Raw genomic sequence first — 14,035 nt, 5'->3', positions numbered from 1 at the left:
TGGGTCATTCCCTGGCACGAATGAGGCAGAACCTTGACGTTGCATCTTCGCAACAGCGAATGTCAGCAGGTTCGCCGTGCTGCACTGCACACGGCTTGGTATAAGGGCTCCAGCGCCCTATATTGCGGACGGACTGGCCCGAATTCCGGTCGAGCCAGAACGCCCACCGGCCACTTTGCCATAATCTTGCCCCAGGTGGAAATGGGATTTAACGCTTGGCGGGCCATAATTTGCCGGCGCTATCCCGGCAGGTCGGAATCGGCATCGGATTAAGGATTGACAGATGAGCAAGGTCGCCGCGACGGCACTAGTGACGGGCGGGGCGAAGCGGATCGGCAGGGCGATCGTCGAAGATCTTGCCGGGCATGGTTTTGCCGTCGCCATTCACTGCAATCGCTCGCTGGCCGAGGCGGAGGCACTGGCGGCCGAAATCAACAGTGGTCATTTTGGTCGACATGGCCGGGCCGCTGTGATTGCTGCCGACCTGACCGACATGGACGCCGTCGGCAACCTTGTCGGCCGCGCGGCGGCGGCGCTCGGGCCGGTCTCGCTGCTGGTCAACAACGCCTCGCTGTTCGAGCACGACAGCGTTGAGGATTTCGACTGGCCGGCCTGGGATCGCCATTTCGCCGTTCATGTCAAGGCGCCGGCGCTGTTGGCGCAGACTTTCGCCCGGGCCTTGCCGCAGAACAGTGAGGGGCTGATCGTCAACATGATCGATCAACGCGTCTGGCGGCCGACGCCGCGTTATTTTTCCTATGCGCTGTCGAAGTCGACCTTGTGGGCAGCGACCGAGATGATGGCGCAGGCGCTGGGTCCCCGCATCCGCGTCAACGCCATTGGTCCTGGCCCGACCTTGAAGAACACGCGCCAGCACGACAGCGATTTCGATGCCCAGATTGCCGGCCTGATCCTGAAACGCGGCCCGGAATTGCCGGAATTCGGTGCCACTATCCGTTATCTCTGGGCGGCACGCTCGGTCACCGGCCAGATGATCGCGCTTGACGGCGGCCAGCATCTTGCATGGCAGACGCCCGATGTGACAGGCATGGCGGAATGAGCCCCATGGACCAGAAACAAAAAACGCGCGGCGGCGCCGACGACCTGCCGCCCGAAATCGACCTCGAGGACGAGGCGGCCGAAGAGGTCGTCGAGCCTGCAGCCAGCGGTCCGGACGTCACCTTCACCACCATCGACTGGACCCCGCATGCCGGCGACGCCGACGGCATGGTCGGCGCCGAGGTAATCCAGACCCTGGTCAAACGGCTGCCCAATGCGCCCGGCGTCTACCGCATGATGAATGCCGCCGGCGACGTGCTCTATGTCGGCAAGGCACGCAGCCTGAAGAAGCGGGTCACCAACTACGCGCAAGGCCGGTTCCACACCAGCCGCATCGGCCGCATGGTGCGCGAGACGTCGACGATGGAGTTCGTCGTCACCCGCACCGAGATCGAGGCGCTGCTGCTTGAAGCCAACCTCATCAAGCGCTTGCGGCCACGCTTCAACGTGCTGATGCGCGACGACAAGTCGTTCCCCTATATCCTGTTGACCGGCGACCATGTCTCGCCCGGCATCTACAAGCATCGCGGCGCGCGCTCGCGCAAGGGCGACTATTTCGGCCCCTTCGCCTCAGCCGGCGCCGTCGGCCGCACCATCAACTCGCTGCAGCGCGCCTTCCTGCTCAGGAGCTGCACCAACTCCTTCTACGAGAACCGCACCCGGCCTTGCCTTTTGTTCCAGATTAAGCGCTGTGCCGGCCCGTGCACCGGCGAAATCTCGCATGTCGACTATGCCAGGCTCGTCGCCGAGGCGAAGGATTTTCTCTCCGGCCGCAGCCAGAAGGTGAAGACGGAGATCTCCGCCGCCATGCAGCAGGCTTCGGAGAACCTCGATTTCGAACGCGCCGCCATCTATCGCGACCGGCTGGCGGCGCTGTCGCATGTGCAGAGCCATCAAGGCATCAATCCGCAGACCGTCGACGAGGCCGATGTCTTCGCCATCCATCAGGAGGGCGGCCAGGTCTGCATCCAGGTGTTCTTCTTCCGCACCGGCCAGAACTGGGGCAACCGCGCCTATTTTCCCAAGGCCGATCCGGCGCTCGAAGCTGGCGAGGTGCTGGGTTCGTTCCTGGCGCAGTTCTACGACGACAAGCCGACGCCACGCACCATCCTGTTGTCGTATGGCGTCGAGGACCAGGAATTGCTGGCGGAGGCCCTCTCCACCCGCGCCGGCCGCAAGGTGTCGATCTCCGTGCCGCAGCGCGGCGAGAAGAAGGACCTGACCGACAACGCGCTGCAGAACGCGCGCGAAGCGCTCGGCCGGCGGCTCGCCGAGACCTCGACCCAGGCGCGGCTGCTCAATGGCTTTGCCGAGACCTTCGGCCTGGAAAAGCCCCCGGTGCGCATCGAGGTCTATGACAACTCGCACATCATGGGCACCAACGCCGTAGGCGCCATGGTCGTCGCCGGGCCGGAAGGTTTTGTGAAGAACCAGTATCGAAAGTTCAACATCCGCTCGACCGAGATCACGCCGGGCGACGATTTCGGCATGATGCGCGAGGTGATGCAGAGGCGCTTTTCGCGGCTGTTGAAGGAACATGGTGACGCCCCGCAAACCGAGGACGCGGACGAGGCGAGCCCTACCGGACCGGGCGACGATATCGAGGACGCCGGCGGCTTCCCGGCCTGGCCCGACGTCATCCTCATCGACGGCGGCCAAGGGCAGATGACGGCGGTGCGCAAGATCCTCGCCGATCTCGGCATCGAGGACCGCGTCGTGGCCATCGGCATCGCCAAGGGTCAGGACCGTGACGCCGGCCGCGAACGCTTCTTCGTCAAGGGTAGGGACTCATTCTCGCTGCCCGTACGCGATCCGGTGCTCTATTTCGTCCAGCGGCTGCGCGACGAGGTCCATCGCTTCGCCATCGGTTCGCACCGCGCCCGCCGCAAGAAGGAGATGGTCAAGAGCCCGCTCGACGAGATCAGCGGCATCGGCCCCGGCCGCAAGCGCGCGCTGCTGATGCATTTCGGTACGGCCAAGGCGGTCAGCCGCGCCGCCGTCGAGGACCTGGTCAAGGTCGGCGGCATCTCCGAGCAGGTGGCGAAATTGGTCTACAATCATTTTCACGAGAGCTAAGCCCCTATTGCCGATATTTCGGCCGGCTAATCGATTCTGGCCTGTTGACCCCCCACATTCGCTTCTGATTTGACTAAGCAGGCAGAAAGAGTTCCCAAAACATGTCCCAGCGCGCGTTCAACCTGCCCAACATGCTCACTTACGCCCGCATCCTGGCGGTGCCGCTGGTGGTGCTGTGCTTCTTCCTGGAAGGGCATCTGAAATCGAGCGACTTCGCCCGCTGGTCGGCGCTCATCATTTTCCTGCTCGCCTCGATCACCGATTACTTCGACGGCTATCTGGCGCGCGCCTGGCAGCAGACCTCCAATATCGGCAAGATGCTCGACCCGATCGCCGACAAGCTGCTGGTCGCCACTTGCCTGCTGCTGCTTGCCGCCGACACCGATCGCCATGCCGGCATCGCCGGCTGGTCGCTGTGGGCGGCGATCATCATCCTGTGCCGCGAGATCCTGGTCTCGGGCCTGCGCGAATATCTGGCGGCCCTGAAGGTCTCGGTGCCGGTGACGCAGCTCGCCAAATGGAAGACCACCATCCAGATGATCGCCATCGCCTTCCTGCTGGCAGGCCCTGCCGGCGACAAGATCTTCCCGCTGACCACCCAGACCGGGCTGGTGCTGCTGTGGATCGCAGCCCTGGTGACGCTCTACACCGGTTACGACTATTTCCGCGCCGGCCTCAAGCACATCATGGATGAATAAAATGTCGACGAAGCTCATCTATTTCGCCTGGGTGCGCGAGCGGATCGGCAGACCGGAGGAAGAGGTCGAACTGCCGGCCGACATCGAAACGGTCGCCGACCTGTTGCGCTGGCTGAAGTCGCGCGGCGAGGAATACGAGAACGCGCTGCAATATCCTGACGTGATCCGCGTCGCCATCAACCAGGAACATGTCGAGCACCTCGAGAAGATCGCCGGCGCGCGCGAGATCGCGCTGTTCCCGCCGATGACCGGTGGCTGAACCATGTCCGTGGTGGTGCCTGTCGTGCGCATCCAGGCGGAGGATTTCGACGTCGCCGCCGAGATCGCCAGGCTGACCAGGGGTCGCAACGACATCGGCGCTGTGGTGACCTTCTCCGGCCTTTGCCGCGACGAGCAAGGCAGGCTATCCGCGCTCGAGCTGGAACATTATCCCGGCATGGCCGAAGCCGAGATATCCCGCATCGCCGGCGAGGCAATCGAGCGCTGGCCGCTGCAGGGGCTCACCGCGATCCATCGCCACGGCAAGATCGCGCCGGGCGAAAACATCGTCCTGGTGGTGGCCGCTTCCGCCCACCGGCAGGCGGCGTTCGAGGCCGCGAATTTCCTGATGGACTATTTGAAATCACGGGCGCCGTTCTGGAAAAAGGAACACCATAGCGACGGTTCCGAGGGCGGCTGGGTCGACGCCAAGGGGGCCGACGACAAGGCGGCGAGCCGCTGGAAACGAGACTGACCAGGCTTTCCGCGAGCCCTCAGCCTCTATCAGTGCCGATCAGATGATCGAGCGAAATCCGGCCGGGTCCCCAGGCCATGATGCCCAGCGCCATCGCCGCCCAGGTAATGTGCAGCGGCCAGCCGTCCGGCACGGTGAGCTCGATGACCAGCGTCATCACCAGCAACCCGAATGCCGCCAGTCGCGTCGCCAGGCCGAAAACAAGGAGAACTGGCAACACGATCTCCGCTGACCCTGAGGCGAACGCCACCAGCCCAGGTGCCGGAAAATCGTAAGGGCCGCCCGGCAGATGCAATTTGAGTTCCGAGCTGAAAAGCAGCACGGCGACATCGTTCAACTGTAGAAAACCGTCCCATTTGTTGACGCCGGACCGCCAGAACGGGACGGCGAGGGCGCAGCGCAGAACAAGCTGCGTCAGCGATGGCGTCGCGATCGTGCGCAGGGCGGCATTCAGCCTTTCGACGAGAGCGGCGACCCCTCGCGGTTCGGTGCTCGCGTTCTGCCCATCGCTCATCGTGCTCACCTTTCCTGATGTGCCGTCGTGAAGGCTCCCGCTTGCAGCACGCCGGCAATGTTCGCGGAAAGCTCGAATTCGGCACTCTCCGCAAATGCTGCCGCTGCCGCCGCGCCGAGCGCCTCGCCCGCGATCAGATGCGAGATAAACACTGCGCCGCCGGGCGGCAGGTGGCGAACGAAGACCTCGAGGCCGGGCCGCGTGACCAGCGCATCTTCAGCGCCCGTTGCCCGGATCGGCCCAACAGGAGCGTCGTTCCGGTTTGCCGCGAAGACCGTGACTGCCGGGAACCGGGAGCGCGCAACCCGCGTCGCCGGATGCGGCCGCAGCACGGTATCGGCAAGCCTCTCGGAAGGGATCGACGCCAGTGCCTCAGCCGACAGCGCCTCCGCGTCGGCGGCATGATAGGCGTCGAGCCAGGCCCGCTCGATGCGCGCCACGTCGGCCAGCCACGGCATCGACTGCGCGTATTCGTAGCGCTCGATGAAATCGGGAAAGTCGCGGCCATATTCGAATAGAAGCGGCGAGGTGGGTGGCGTTTCGCGGATGTGAAAGCGCGCCATCGCGCGAAAGAAATCCGGGCCGGTGATGCGCAGCGTCGCTGGAAAGCTGGCGGCCAGCGCATCGATCATGCTGACCGTGACGTTGTTGCGGTAGACGGCATATCGCTTGACCGCAGCCTTCCCGTTCGGCCCCGAGACAGAGTCAGGCGGGGCACGGCCAGGATCGAGCAAACCGGCGATGAATGCCGTGGCATAGTCAAACCGGCGGCCGAGATCGCCCGACTGAAGCTCATCCTGCGGCATGGGCTTTTCCGAAATCGGCATGACGGTCGAGGATGGCTTGGGCGGCGGCGGCCTCCGCCTTTAGCACCGGCCACTCGGGAATGTCGCTGTCCCATTCGATCAGCGTCGGCAGTGGCCCGCATCGGCCGATGACGGTATCGAAGAGCTTCCAGACCGCGTCGGCAACCGGGCCGTCATGGCTGTCGATGAGCAGCAGGTCGCCCTCGTCGTCCTCCTGCTTGGCGTGCCCGGCCAGATGGACTTCGCCGACATGTTCGAGCGGGAAATCCGCGAGATAAGAACGTGCCGAATCGCCGTGATTGGTGGCCGAGACGAAGACGTTGTTGACGTCAAGCAGCAGGCCGCAGCCGCTACGCCGAACCAGCTCGCGGATGAAATCCGTCTCGCTCATCGTCGATTCCGGAAAAAGCACATAGGTCGAAGGATTCTCGACCAGGATCGGGCGGCCGATCGTGCCCTGCACCTCGTCGATGTGATCAGCCACGCGCGAAACCGTTGCCGGCGTGTAGGGCAGGGGAAGCAGGTCGTTGTAATAGGTGGTGTCGTGGGTCGACCAGGCGAGATGCTCTGAAACGAGCGCCGGCTCGTAGCGATCGACCAGCGCCTTGAAACGACCGAGATGCGCCTTGTCGAGCGGCTGCGGGCCGCCGATCGACATGCAGACGCCATGCAGCGAGACGGGATAATTGCGGCGGATGCGGGCGAGCGCGTCGTGCGGCGGGCCGCCGGCGCCCATGTAGTTTTCCGCATGAACCTCGAAGAAGCCGCTTTGGGGACCGTCGCCGAGGATTGCGGATAGATGCTCATGCTTGAAACTGGTGCCGGCAAGGCCGGCGACCAGGTGCGCCGGAAAGCGTGAGGTCTTCGACATGCGGGATGCTGGACGGGTCGGTCCGTTCATTGTCATCGCCACTTTCCGGGCAGGGTGCATCGCTTACGATGGGACGTCGCGGGTCAGCTCGGTGGGTGAGCCCTTGCGGCCGCCGGGTAGGTCCATCGTCGTGCAGGTGCCGCCGTCGACGAACTTCCAGGCGTTGCCTTGGTAGTCGACGGTCGAGGTACCTTGGCAGGTGGTTCCCGGGCCTGCCTTGCAGTCGTTCTGTCCCTTCAAGGCGACGCCAAAGCACTTCTCCTTGCCGGCGTCCATCGCTGCCTTGACCTGTGCCTCGGTCAGCGGGGCGGCCGTCGCAAAAGAAGCAAGAGCCGTGGCAACGGCGCTGGCCAGCAAGGCCGCGCTCACGGTTGATCTCGTTGACATGATTTCACCTCCGGTTGGGTTTCAAGCGCACTCTCCTCAGCGCGCATTGTCAGTTCGGTCCGGACGCCCGCCGTGTTACGTCTGTTTGGAACACGAATTCGTGATCGCCTGAGGCTTGGCCGAGGGTGGCCTGAACAGAGTTTGCCGAGCGGCAAAGAAGGCCGACGACATGGCGGCGGGCCGCTGGAAGCGCCCGCCGTCCAAATAAATCCCTGGGACAGCCATGCCCATACCCCGCCAGCCATTCATTGACCGCATTCCTGCGAGACCTTTGGCCGGAAGGGGAGCAGGATCATGCTGGACAGGATCGCCGAGTTCTTCATCTTCGGACTGGTGCCGCTGGCCGTCGGCACACTTGCCGTTCCGGATCGTTCCGTGGCTGCCGAAAGGACCCTCAAGGGCGAGGTGATGTATCGCGAGCGCATCGCGCTGCCGCCCAATGCCGTGGTTTCCGTGCAGCTTGCCGACGTGTCGTTGGCCGACGCGCCGGCCGCGATCATCGGCGAGCGCAAGGTCGTGCCGGCCGGCCAGGTGCCGATCAAGTCCGAGATCAGCTTCGATCCGCGGGTGATCCGGCCTGATATGACCTACGCGCTGCAGGCGCGCATCACTGTCGACGACCGGCTGCTGTTCGTCACCGACACGCGCCATCGGGTCGACCCGCTCAGCGACGCACCACAGACCATCATGCTGAAAATGGCGGCGCCGGGCGACGAGCCGGCGGCAGCCTCCGTGTTCGGCCAAAGCTGGCTGGTCGAATATATCGACGGCATCGGCGTGATTGCCGAGCCGCGGGCGACTTTTCGCATCAGCGAAGCCGGCAAGGCTGGCGGCAGCGGCCCTTGCAACGTCTATTTCGCCACCGCCAGGGTAGACGGCTCGACGATCGCCGTCACCGACATCGGCTCGACCTTCAAGGCCTGCGCGCCTCAGGTAATGGCCGAGGAAAAGGCGCTGTTCGAGGCGCTGGCCAAGGCGGCATCCTACCACGTCGACGCCGGCAAGCTTGTCATCGCCGATAGAGACGGCCGCGACATCCTGCGCTTCAACGCCGCGAGCTAATGCAAGTCGCGCAAAAGTGTGCAGCGGTTTTGCGACAACGACACGCGCTTTAGCTTCCAGCTTTGAGCATGTCGATCACCGCACACTCCCGCAGGTCGCCCGGCACCAGCGGCTATTCGGTCGCCTGATCGGCCGCATGTCGATCACGTTGTGTTTCAGCCGGAATAAACCGGGCAGCGCGCGCGTTACATCCTCATACGATGGCGGGTAAGGCAAAAGGGATATTTGTCCCTTCGTTGAAGCCGCCAGAATGGCTGCGGCTCGTCCTGGCCTTAACTCAAAGGAGTCCAGACATGAAAACGCACGCGCTTATCCTTGCCGCCACCGGTGCATCGCTCCTTGCCTTCACCGGCCTTGCCAAGGCGGACGACCATCTGTTCGATGCCCTTCAGCATGGTCTCAGTCCTGACAGCCAGCCTTTCCAGACCAACAAGGCTGGTCATAGCGGCGATCTCGCGCCCGGGCAGGGCAGCCCGTTCACAGGTGAGGAGACCAAGACCCCGGCCACCGACACGGACGCGGCGAATGAACATGCGAACGTGAAGGAACGCCAGGCGAAATAGACTGGCAGAACCCGCCGCTAGGGGGCGGCGGGCAAGATCTATCGGGCGACGACCGCATACACCAAGCATTCTCAATTTGTCGCGAGTTTGAATACCGCGCCGTAGTGGTAGGGCGGTATGTCGACCAGCTCGGCGAGCTTGAACCCGCTTGCTTCCACCGCCGCGGTGGTCTGTTCGGGTGATAGCCTCAGCTCGGTCTTTGGCCCGCGCGGCTCGCCCAGGACCGTGGTTTGCTCGCGCGGCTGCTGGTGCCAGTTGACGATGGCAAAACGACCGGCAGGGCCAAGCGTCGTCCGCACGGCGCGGGCAAGGCGCGGCCGGTCCGGAACGCCATGGAAAGCGTTGGCCATGAAAACGAAATCGACGGTTTGAGGCACCAGCCCGGCAAGCTCATAGGCATCGCCCGCCACAAACTCGCAATTGCTCGCGCCGCCTTCGGCCAACCGCCGCCTGGCGACTTCGAGCATATCTGCATCGATGTCGATGGCGATTACATGACGGGCGACCCTGGCGATTGGCAGCGTGAACCAGCCGTCGCCGCAGCAGAGATCGACCACGTCCGTGCCGGGCTTCATGCCTACTGCCGCCAGGACGCTGGCAGGCTCGGGCCACAGCGCTTCCCACCAGCCGCTGGTCGGCATTTCGGTGCCCTGGAAGAAGCCGGGAATGGTGCTGGTCATGGCCTGGTCGGCTCCATTGTCGGGACCGCGTTTGATCGGTGCCCTCGAGCTTAACGCACCCATGATCCGTCGAGGAGCCTGAAGCTGAAAATGTCCGCTAACAAAAAAGGCCGGCGTTGCGCCGGCCTCTTTGATGGGGTTCGGGATGCCGGCTTAGCCGACGATCTCGGTGTCCGAGAACCAGTATTTGATCTCCTGCGCGGCGGTTTCCGGCGCATCAGAACCGTGCACGGAATTCTCGCCGATCGACAGCGCGTGCAGCTTGCGGATGGTGCCTTCGGCGGCGCTTGCCGGATTGGTGGCGCCCATCACTTCGCGGTTCTTGGCAATGGCGTTCTCGCCTTCCAGTACCTGCACGATGGTCGGGCCCGACGACATGGACTCGACCAGCTCGCCGAAGAACGGACGCTCCTTGTGGACGGCATAGAAACCTTCCGCCTCACGGCGGCTCATCCACACCCGGCGCGAAGCGACGACGCGCAGACCGGCATCTTCCAGCATCTTGGTGATGGCGCCGGTGAGATTGCGACGGGTCGCGTCCGGCTTGATCATGGAAAAGGTGCGTTCGAGCGCCATGGGTCGTCCTTGTGATGAGAATGGAATTGAAGGTGGCGGGCTCTATACAAGCCGCCCGCCGGCTTGCCAAGGGGAGGCGGCCGCATAGCGCGTCGCCGTCGGCCAGACCCAATGTGTCATAGCTCTATCTCGATCGTCAGGTTGGCCGTGTCGCCAGCCCCGAGGCCTTCGCGAACCCGCACCGCGGTCTTGATCGGCAAGAGCAGGCTGCCGGATTTCTTGTCGGGAAACAGCGATGTCCGCCATCTGGTCTGGCCGATGACGGCTTCCACGTCAAGCGAGCCCAGGGCCTTGCCATCCCCACCATCGCTGTCTTGATCCGGGCACCAAGCTCCGGCGGCAGCGTCACGAAATGCCAGCCGCCCTTGCCCGGATAGACCCAGATCTCGGCCTGCATGTCGTAGCGAAACATTCTATGCCCTTCCTCAGGTCAAGGCCGTCACGACTGGCTTTGCGCTGCTGCCTTCTTGGCAATGCTGACGATCGGCGAAACCATCCATGATATCCACTGCCCTGCAGGGGAGGAGTCATTCTTCCCCGCAAAGAGGATGGCAGCGCCGCCATTCCACTACCGCCTTGTCACGATAGACGGCCGCCGGATCTCCCAGCCTTCCCGTTCCAGTTCCGGCACGCTGTGGTTCTCGCTCGGGTAGCCGATGCAGAAGTAACCGATCAATGTCCACTCCGGCGGCACGTCCAGGATCGTCGCCATCTCGGCCGGATCGAGGATCGAGACCCAGCCCATGCCTATTCCTTCGGCGCGCGCCGCCAGCCACATCGTGTGGACCGCCATGACAGCCGAATAGTCTATGGTGGCTGGCATGGTCAGGCGGCCGAGCCCATGCCCTTGCGAGGTTGTACGGTCGGCGAAAACCGCAAGCTGGCAGGGTGCCTCATTCAGGCCCGCAAGCTTCAGGCGCCCATAGAGCGCGGCGCGTTCACCGCAAAAATTTGCGAGTGCCTCCGTGTTGCAGCGCTCGAAGCAAGCCCTGACGGCGGCGCGGCATACTTCGCTCTCGACGACGACGAAGCGCCAGGGCTGGCTCAGCCCGACGGACGGCGCGGCGCTGGCAAGCTCGAGCAGCCGCTCCAGCGCCCCTTCGGGGAGCGGCGTCGGCTTGAACCGCCTGACGTCGCGCCGCCACAGGAAAAGATTGGCGAGCCCGGCGCGAAAGTCGGCCGGGAACTCTGGGTTTGCGGTCATGGCGCGCTGCCTTTGTTGTGGTTGCCCGGTTCGCCGGACTTTCGTCTTGTTTGCTTCGATCCGGGCAGTGATGAGGCGCCTCAAGCGACACTTCGTCTATCCGCATTGTCGCATTTCGCCGGGCGGCTATTCCAGCTGAGGCCGGGCGACGCCGCCGCGATCTACGCCGTTGGACCTCGATCGGCAAACAAAACCCGCCTCGGCAAGCCGGGCGGGTCGTCGGTACGAATCAGCACCATACCCAAATTAGTAGCATAGCTGCCGGCACAAAGCAAGAACAAAATGTGGCGTTGCCGATGAAACTGCCGATTTCACCCCTCAAGCGGGGCGATCGCTGCCGGCGCGACCGTTCGGCCGAGGCCGCCATGCAGATCGAGGCATTGTTCGAACCATTGCGCCACGACGTCGCTGTCGTCGAGCAGCCGGTAGGGCGTGGCGATGCGCGCCCATTGCAGCGCGCCGAAAACGATGTAGTCGGCAAATAGCGGCGACGGGCCGCCGATGAAGGGCTGATAGCCAAGCATCGAGCGGAGCGGCTCCAGCGAGGCGCGGAAGCCGGCGAGCCCAGCGTCGCGTGTGGCATATACCGCCTCCAGGCGCTTGCCGAAGCGCTGCTCGCGGTTCTGCCGGAAATAGGCGGCATTCGCCTCGTCCTGCATGGCGTGCAGGTCCAGTATCGCAGCGGTGGTGACGTAGGGATGGATGGTCAGCTGCGACCAGCGTTCGATGAGGCGCGCCATCGCCTTGCCGCCGTCGCCGGAATGTCGGCCGCTCGGGATAGGTCTCTTCGAGATAGAGCGCGATGGCGAAGGAATCGGTGACCACCGTCTCGCCGTCGCGGATCACCGGAACGAGCTTCGAGACGCCGCCTTTCACCTTCGGCACTTCGAGGAAACGGGTCGGCACGCTGGTGATGTCGAGCCCTTTGTGGGCCAGCGCCATCGCCGCCTTCCAGCAATGTGGGCTAAACGGGCGGGCGGCGTCGCGTCCGACAAGGTCATAGAGCAGAATGGTCATTGGCGGCAGCGTCCTTGCAGTCTAACTATGCCCGAAACAGACCCGCGCGAAACAGGGTCTCGCAGGTCGAGAGAAGAATGAAACAGCATTTCAGGATGTTTGCGGCCTACAATCAATGGGCCAACGGCCGCATCTACGATGCCGCCGCCGATCTCGACGAGGAAGAGTTCGACCGCAATATCGGCGTCTTCTTCGCATCGATGATGGGAACGCTCAATCACCTCCTGGCGGCCGACCGTATCTGGATGAAACGCTTCACCGGCGAGGGCGACGCGCCGGCAAGGCTCGACACGATCCTGCACCGCGCTTTGCCCGGCTTGCGGCTGGCGCGCGAGGCCGAGGACAAACGGATCATCGACTGGGTCGACGGCCTGAGCGACAAGGCGCTGTCGGGCCGCTTCTCCTACATGACCGTCTCGGATATGCGCACCGTCTCGCAGCGGCTGGCGCCGGCGCTCGACCACTTCTTCAACCACCAGACCCACCACCGCGGCCAGGCGCACGCGATCCTGACCATTCTGGGTAAGCCAAGCCTCGGACTGGACCTGACGATGTTCCAGCGTAGCGAGGAGGGCAGGGCATTCGCCTAAAGCGCGTCGCGTTCGACCGGCCTCCATGCGACGCGCTTGTCTTATGACATTCATTGCGAAGAGGCGAGAATGAACCGCTGGGAGAGAGTAGCAGCTCTCTCGTCAGCGGCGAGGGATGGATCGTCGACGCGCTGGCCATTTGAGGGCCGAGCTAAAGTTTGATCACCCTCGTCTTTTCCCGAAGGCCTGAACGGATACGCGCAGTTTGAGCTGCGCATGACAAGCAGAGGCACGGCAAAAGATGACAGACATTACCATTGGCGTCGACATCTCGAAAGAGGCGCTGGACGCCTATCGCTTCCCAAGCGGCGAGAGCTGCCGCTTCGACAACACGGCCAAGGGCCACAAGGCGCTGATGCGCTGGATCGGCTCCGGGGTCACCCGGATCGTCTACGAGCCGACCGGAGCTTACCATCGCGGGTTTGAGCGCCGCCTCGCCAAGGCCGGACTGCCACTGGTCAAGGTCAATCCGCGCCAGGCGCGCCGCTTCGCGGAGGCGACCGGCAAGCTGGCCAAGACCGACCGATGCGACGCCGCCATGCTGGCGCGCATGGGGGCAGTGCTGGCTTTGACGGCGCGGCCGCTTGGCAGCGCACTACTCAATGAACTCAAGGACCTGCACCTGGCCCGTGCGGCTCTGATCAAGGATCGCACCGCAGCCAGCAACAGAGCCAAAACCCTGACCCTTGCCTTGCTCAGGCGCCACAACAACGAGCGCCTGAAGCAGATCCAACGTCAGCTCGGCGATATCGATCAGACGATCCTTACGCTCCTCAAAGCCGATCCCGACCTTGCCCAGCGCCGCGACATCCTGACCAGCATACCCGGCGTCTCGGATGCCACCGCATGCGCACTCATCATCGACATGCCGGAACTCGGAACCTCGAGCCGCCACAGGCCGCAAGCCTCGCCGGCCTCGCTCCGGTCGCCCGTCAATCGGGCACATGGACCGGCCGCGCCTTCATTCGCGGCGGCCGGGCCAATGTTCGCCAGGCTCTCTACATGCCGGCCCTCGTCGCCATGCGCTTCAACCCGGACCTCAAGGCAAAATACCAGGCGCTAAAGGCGGCAGGAAAACCCGCAAAGGTCGCCATCACCGCATTGATGCGAAAGCTCATCATCCTCGCAAACGCTCTCCTCAAGGCGCAGCGAAAATGGGCCCCTAAAACCCCTTGATCAAAACGGATACTTTAGGTTCT

The 14,035-nt window shown here is 63.8% G+C and carries 16 protein-coding genes and 2 pseudogenes; 9 read left to right on the top strand and 9 right to left on the bottom strand.

The window, feature by feature from the left end; genetic code table 11:
- Positions 1–283: 283 nt before the first annotated feature.
- The 5 genes from RQ479_RS10055 (at position 284) to RQ479_RS10035 (ending at position 4,566) form a co-directional block, all read left to right on the top strand.
- Positions 284–1,060, top strand: coding sequence for an SDR family oxidoreductase (locus tag RQ479_RS10055; RefSeq protein ID WP_376704964.1), 777 nt, complete (start codon positions 284–286; stop codon positions 1,058–1,060).
- A complete protein-coding gene (gene uvrC / locus RQ479_RS10050; protein WP_376704963.1) occupies positions 1,057–3,135 on the top strand; it encodes an excinuclease ABC subunit UvrC in 2,079 nt (692 codons plus the stop codon). The genes RQ479_RS10055 and uvrC overlap by 4 nt, the downstream gene beginning before the upstream one ends.
- Before the next feature lie 101 nt (positions 3,136–3,236).
- Complete coding sequence (gene pgsA / locus RQ479_RS10045) at positions 3,237–3,833, top strand: CDP-diacylglycerol--glycerol-3-phosphate 3-phosphatidyltransferase (protein WP_023719790.1); 597 nt, start codon at positions 3,237–3,239, stop codon at positions 3,831–3,833.
- A 1-nt stretch (position 3,834) separates the two neighbouring features.
- Positions 3,835–4,092 carry a molybdopterin converting factor subunit 1 gene (gene moaD, locus RQ479_RS10040; RefSeq protein WP_376704962.1) on the top strand — a complete coding sequence of 86 codons (258 nt, stop codon included), beginning with the start codon at positions 3,835–3,837 and terminating at the stop codon, positions 4,090–4,092.
- Between the two features lie 3 nt (positions 4,093–4,095).
- A complete protein-coding gene (locus RQ479_RS10035) occupies positions 4,096–4,566 on the top strand; it encodes a molybdenum cofactor biosynthesis protein MoaE (RefSeq protein WP_376704961.1) in 471 nt (156 codons plus the stop codon).
- 19 nt (positions 4,567–4,585) lie between these two features.
- Here the strand turns inward: RQ479_RS10035 and RQ479_RS10030 are convergent, their stop codons facing one another.
- Genes RQ479_RS10030 through RQ479_RS10015 form a run of 4 tightly spaced genes read right to left on the bottom strand, consistent with a single transcriptional unit; the run spans position 4,586 to position 7,144 of the window.
- The gene (locus RQ479_RS10030; protein ID WP_376704960.1) at positions 4,586–5,080 is read right to left on the bottom strand and encodes a DoxX family protein; all 495 of its coding nucleotides are present in this window, start codon (positions 5,078–5,080) and stop codon (positions 4,586–4,588) included.
- A gap of 5 nt (positions 5,081–5,085) precedes the next feature.
- Positions 5,086–5,886 carry a putative DNA-binding domain-containing protein gene (locus RQ479_RS10025; protein WP_376704959.1) on the bottom strand — a complete coding sequence of 267 codons (801 nt, stop codon included), beginning with the start codon at positions 5,884–5,886 and terminating at the stop codon, positions 5,086–5,088.
- Entirely contained in the window at positions 5,873–6,787 is a 915-nt protein-coding gene (locus tag RQ479_RS10020) for a DUF692 domain-containing protein (protein ID WP_376705899.1), read from the bottom strand. Before RQ479_RS10020 ends, RQ479_RS10025 begins: the two co-directional genes overlap by 14 nt.
- Positions 6,788–6,820: 33 nt before the next feature.
- Positions 6,821–7,144, bottom strand: coding sequence for a DUF2282 domain-containing protein (locus RQ479_RS10015; protein WP_352479258.1), 324 nt, complete (start codon positions 7,142–7,144; stop codon positions 6,821–6,823).
- A gap of 294 nt (positions 7,145–7,438) precedes the next feature.
- Between RQ479_RS10015 and RQ479_RS10010 the strand changes: the two genes are divergently transcribed.
- Complete coding sequence (locus tag RQ479_RS10010) at positions 7,439–8,206, top strand: YbaY family lipoprotein (protein WP_376704958.1); 768 nt, start codon at positions 7,439–7,441, stop codon at positions 8,204–8,206.
- 293 nt (positions 8,207–8,499) lie between these two features.
- Positions 8,500–8,769 carry a hypothetical protein gene (locus RQ479_RS10005; RefSeq protein ID WP_352468982.1) on the top strand — a complete coding sequence of 90 codons (270 nt, stop codon included), beginning with the start codon at positions 8,500–8,502 and terminating at the stop codon, positions 8,767–8,769.
- A gap of 71 nt (positions 8,770–8,840) precedes the next feature.
- Here the strand turns inward: RQ479_RS10005 and RQ479_RS10000 are convergent, their stop codons facing one another.
- The 5 genes and pseudogenes from RQ479_RS10000 to RQ479_RS09980 all read right to left on the bottom strand — a co-directional run bounded on the left by RQ479_RS10000 (position 8,841) and on the right by RQ479_RS09980 (position 12,246).
- Complete coding sequence (locus tag RQ479_RS10000; RefSeq protein WP_376704957.1) at positions 8,841–9,449, bottom strand: class I SAM-dependent methyltransferase; 609 nt, start codon at positions 9,447–9,449, stop codon at positions 8,841–8,843.
- A gap of 153 nt (positions 9,450–9,602) precedes the next feature.
- The gene (ndk, locus tag RQ479_RS09995) at positions 9,603–10,025 is read right to left on the bottom strand and encodes a nucleoside-diphosphate kinase (RefSeq protein WP_292662296.1); all 423 of its coding nucleotides are present in this window, start codon (positions 10,023–10,025) and stop codon (positions 9,603–9,605) included.
- A 116-nt stretch (positions 10,026–10,141) separates the two neighbouring features.
- Positions 10,142–10,297 carry a DUF1905 domain-containing protein gene (locus RQ479_RS09990; RefSeq protein WP_376704956.1) on the bottom strand — a complete coding sequence of 52 codons (156 nt, stop codon included), beginning with the start codon at positions 10,295–10,297 and terminating at the stop codon, positions 10,142–10,144.
- 296 nt (positions 10,298–10,593) lie between these two features.
- Positions 10,594–11,229 carry a 5,6-dimethylbenzimidazole synthase gene (gene bluB / locus RQ479_RS09985; RefSeq protein ID WP_376704955.1) on the bottom strand — a complete coding sequence of 212 codons (636 nt, stop codon included), beginning with the start codon at positions 11,227–11,229 and terminating at the stop codon, positions 10,594–10,596.
- Positions 11,230–11,540: 311 nt separating this feature from the next.
- A pseudogene (locus tag RQ479_RS09980) lies at positions 11,541–12,246 on the bottom strand (glutathione S-transferase family protein).
- Between the two features lie 77 nt (positions 12,247–12,323).
- On the opposite strand from RQ479_RS09980, the gene RQ479_RS09975 reads away from it, so the two are divergent.
- Together RQ479_RS09975 and RQ479_RS09970 are read left to right on the top strand one after the other, a co-directional pair.
- The gene (locus RQ479_RS09975; protein ID WP_023719779.1) at positions 12,324–12,836 is read left to right on the top strand and encodes a DinB family protein; all 513 of its coding nucleotides are present in this window, start codon (positions 12,324–12,326) and stop codon (positions 12,834–12,836) included.
- A 241-nt stretch (positions 12,837–13,077) separates the two neighbouring features.
- Positions 13,078–14,012, top strand: a pseudogene (locus RQ479_RS09970) (IS110 family transposase).
- Positions 14,013–14,035 lie beyond the last annotated feature (23 nt).

Source organism: Mesorhizobium sp. ISC25 (genome assembly GCF_042295465.1).
Lineage (GTDB): Bacteria > Pseudomonadota > Alphaproteobacteria > Rhizobiales > Rhizobiaceae > Mesorhizobium.
This window is presented reverse-complemented; position numbering and strand designations above follow the sequence as displayed.

Excerpts from the sequence above, each read along its gene's own strand:
- RQ479_RS10010 (WP_376704958.1), top strand. The coding sequence starts at position 7,439 with ATGCTGGACAGGATCGCCGAGTTCTTCATCTTCGGACTGGTGCCGCTG.
- ndk (WP_292662296.1), bottom strand. The coding sequence starts at position 10,025 with ATGGCGCTCGAACGCACCTTTTCCATGATCAAGCCGGACGCGACCCGT.
- moaD (WP_376704962.1), top strand. The coding sequence starts at position 3,835 with ATGTCGACGAAGCTCATCTATTTCGCCTGGGTGCGCGAGCGGATCGGC.
- RQ479_RS10055 (WP_376704964.1), top strand. The coding sequence starts at position 284 with ATGAGCAAGGTCGCCGCGACGGCACTAGTGACGGGCGGGGCGAAGCGG.
- RQ479_RS09975 (WP_023719779.1), top strand. The coding sequence starts at position 12,324 with ATGAAACAGCATTTCAGGATGTTTGCGGCCTACAATCAATGGGCCAAC.
- RQ479_RS10000 (WP_376704957.1), bottom strand. The coding sequence starts at position 9,449 with ATGACCAGCACCATTCCCGGCTTCTTCCAGGGCACCGAAATGCCGACC.
- uvrC (WP_376704963.1), top strand. The coding sequence starts at position 1,057 with ATGAGCCCCATGGACCAGAAACAAAAAACGCGCGGCGGCGCCGACGAC.
- RQ479_RS10005 (WP_352468982.1), top strand. The coding sequence starts at position 8,500 with ATGAAAACGCACGCGCTTATCCTTGCCGCCACCGGTGCATCGCTCCTT.
- RQ479_RS10035 (WP_376704961.1), top strand. The coding sequence starts at position 4,096 with ATGTCCGTGGTGGTGCCTGTCGTGCGCATCCAGGCGGAGGATTTCGAC.
- RQ479_RS10025 (WP_376704959.1), bottom strand. The coding sequence starts at position 5,886 with ATGCCGCAGGATGAGCTTCAGTCGGGCGATCTCGGCCGCCGGTTTGAC.
- bluB (WP_376704955.1), bottom strand. The coding sequence starts at position 11,229 with ATGACCGCAAACCCAGAGTTCCCGGCCGACTTTCGCGCCGGGCTCGCC.
- RQ479_RS10030 (WP_376704960.1), bottom strand. The coding sequence starts at position 5,080 with ATGAGCGATGGGCAGAACGCGAGCACCGAACCGCGAGGGGTCGCCGCT.
- RQ479_RS10020 (WP_376705899.1), bottom strand. The coding sequence starts at position 6,787 with ATGAACGGACCGACCCGTCCAGCATCCCGCATGTCGAAGACCTCACGC.
- pgsA (WP_023719790.1), top strand. The coding sequence starts at position 3,237 with ATGTCCCAGCGCGCGTTCAACCTGCCCAACATGCTCACTTACGCCCGC.
- RQ479_RS10015 (WP_352479258.1), bottom strand. The coding sequence starts at position 7,144 with ATGTCAACGAGATCAACCGTGAGCGCGGCCTTGCTGGCCAGCGCCGTT.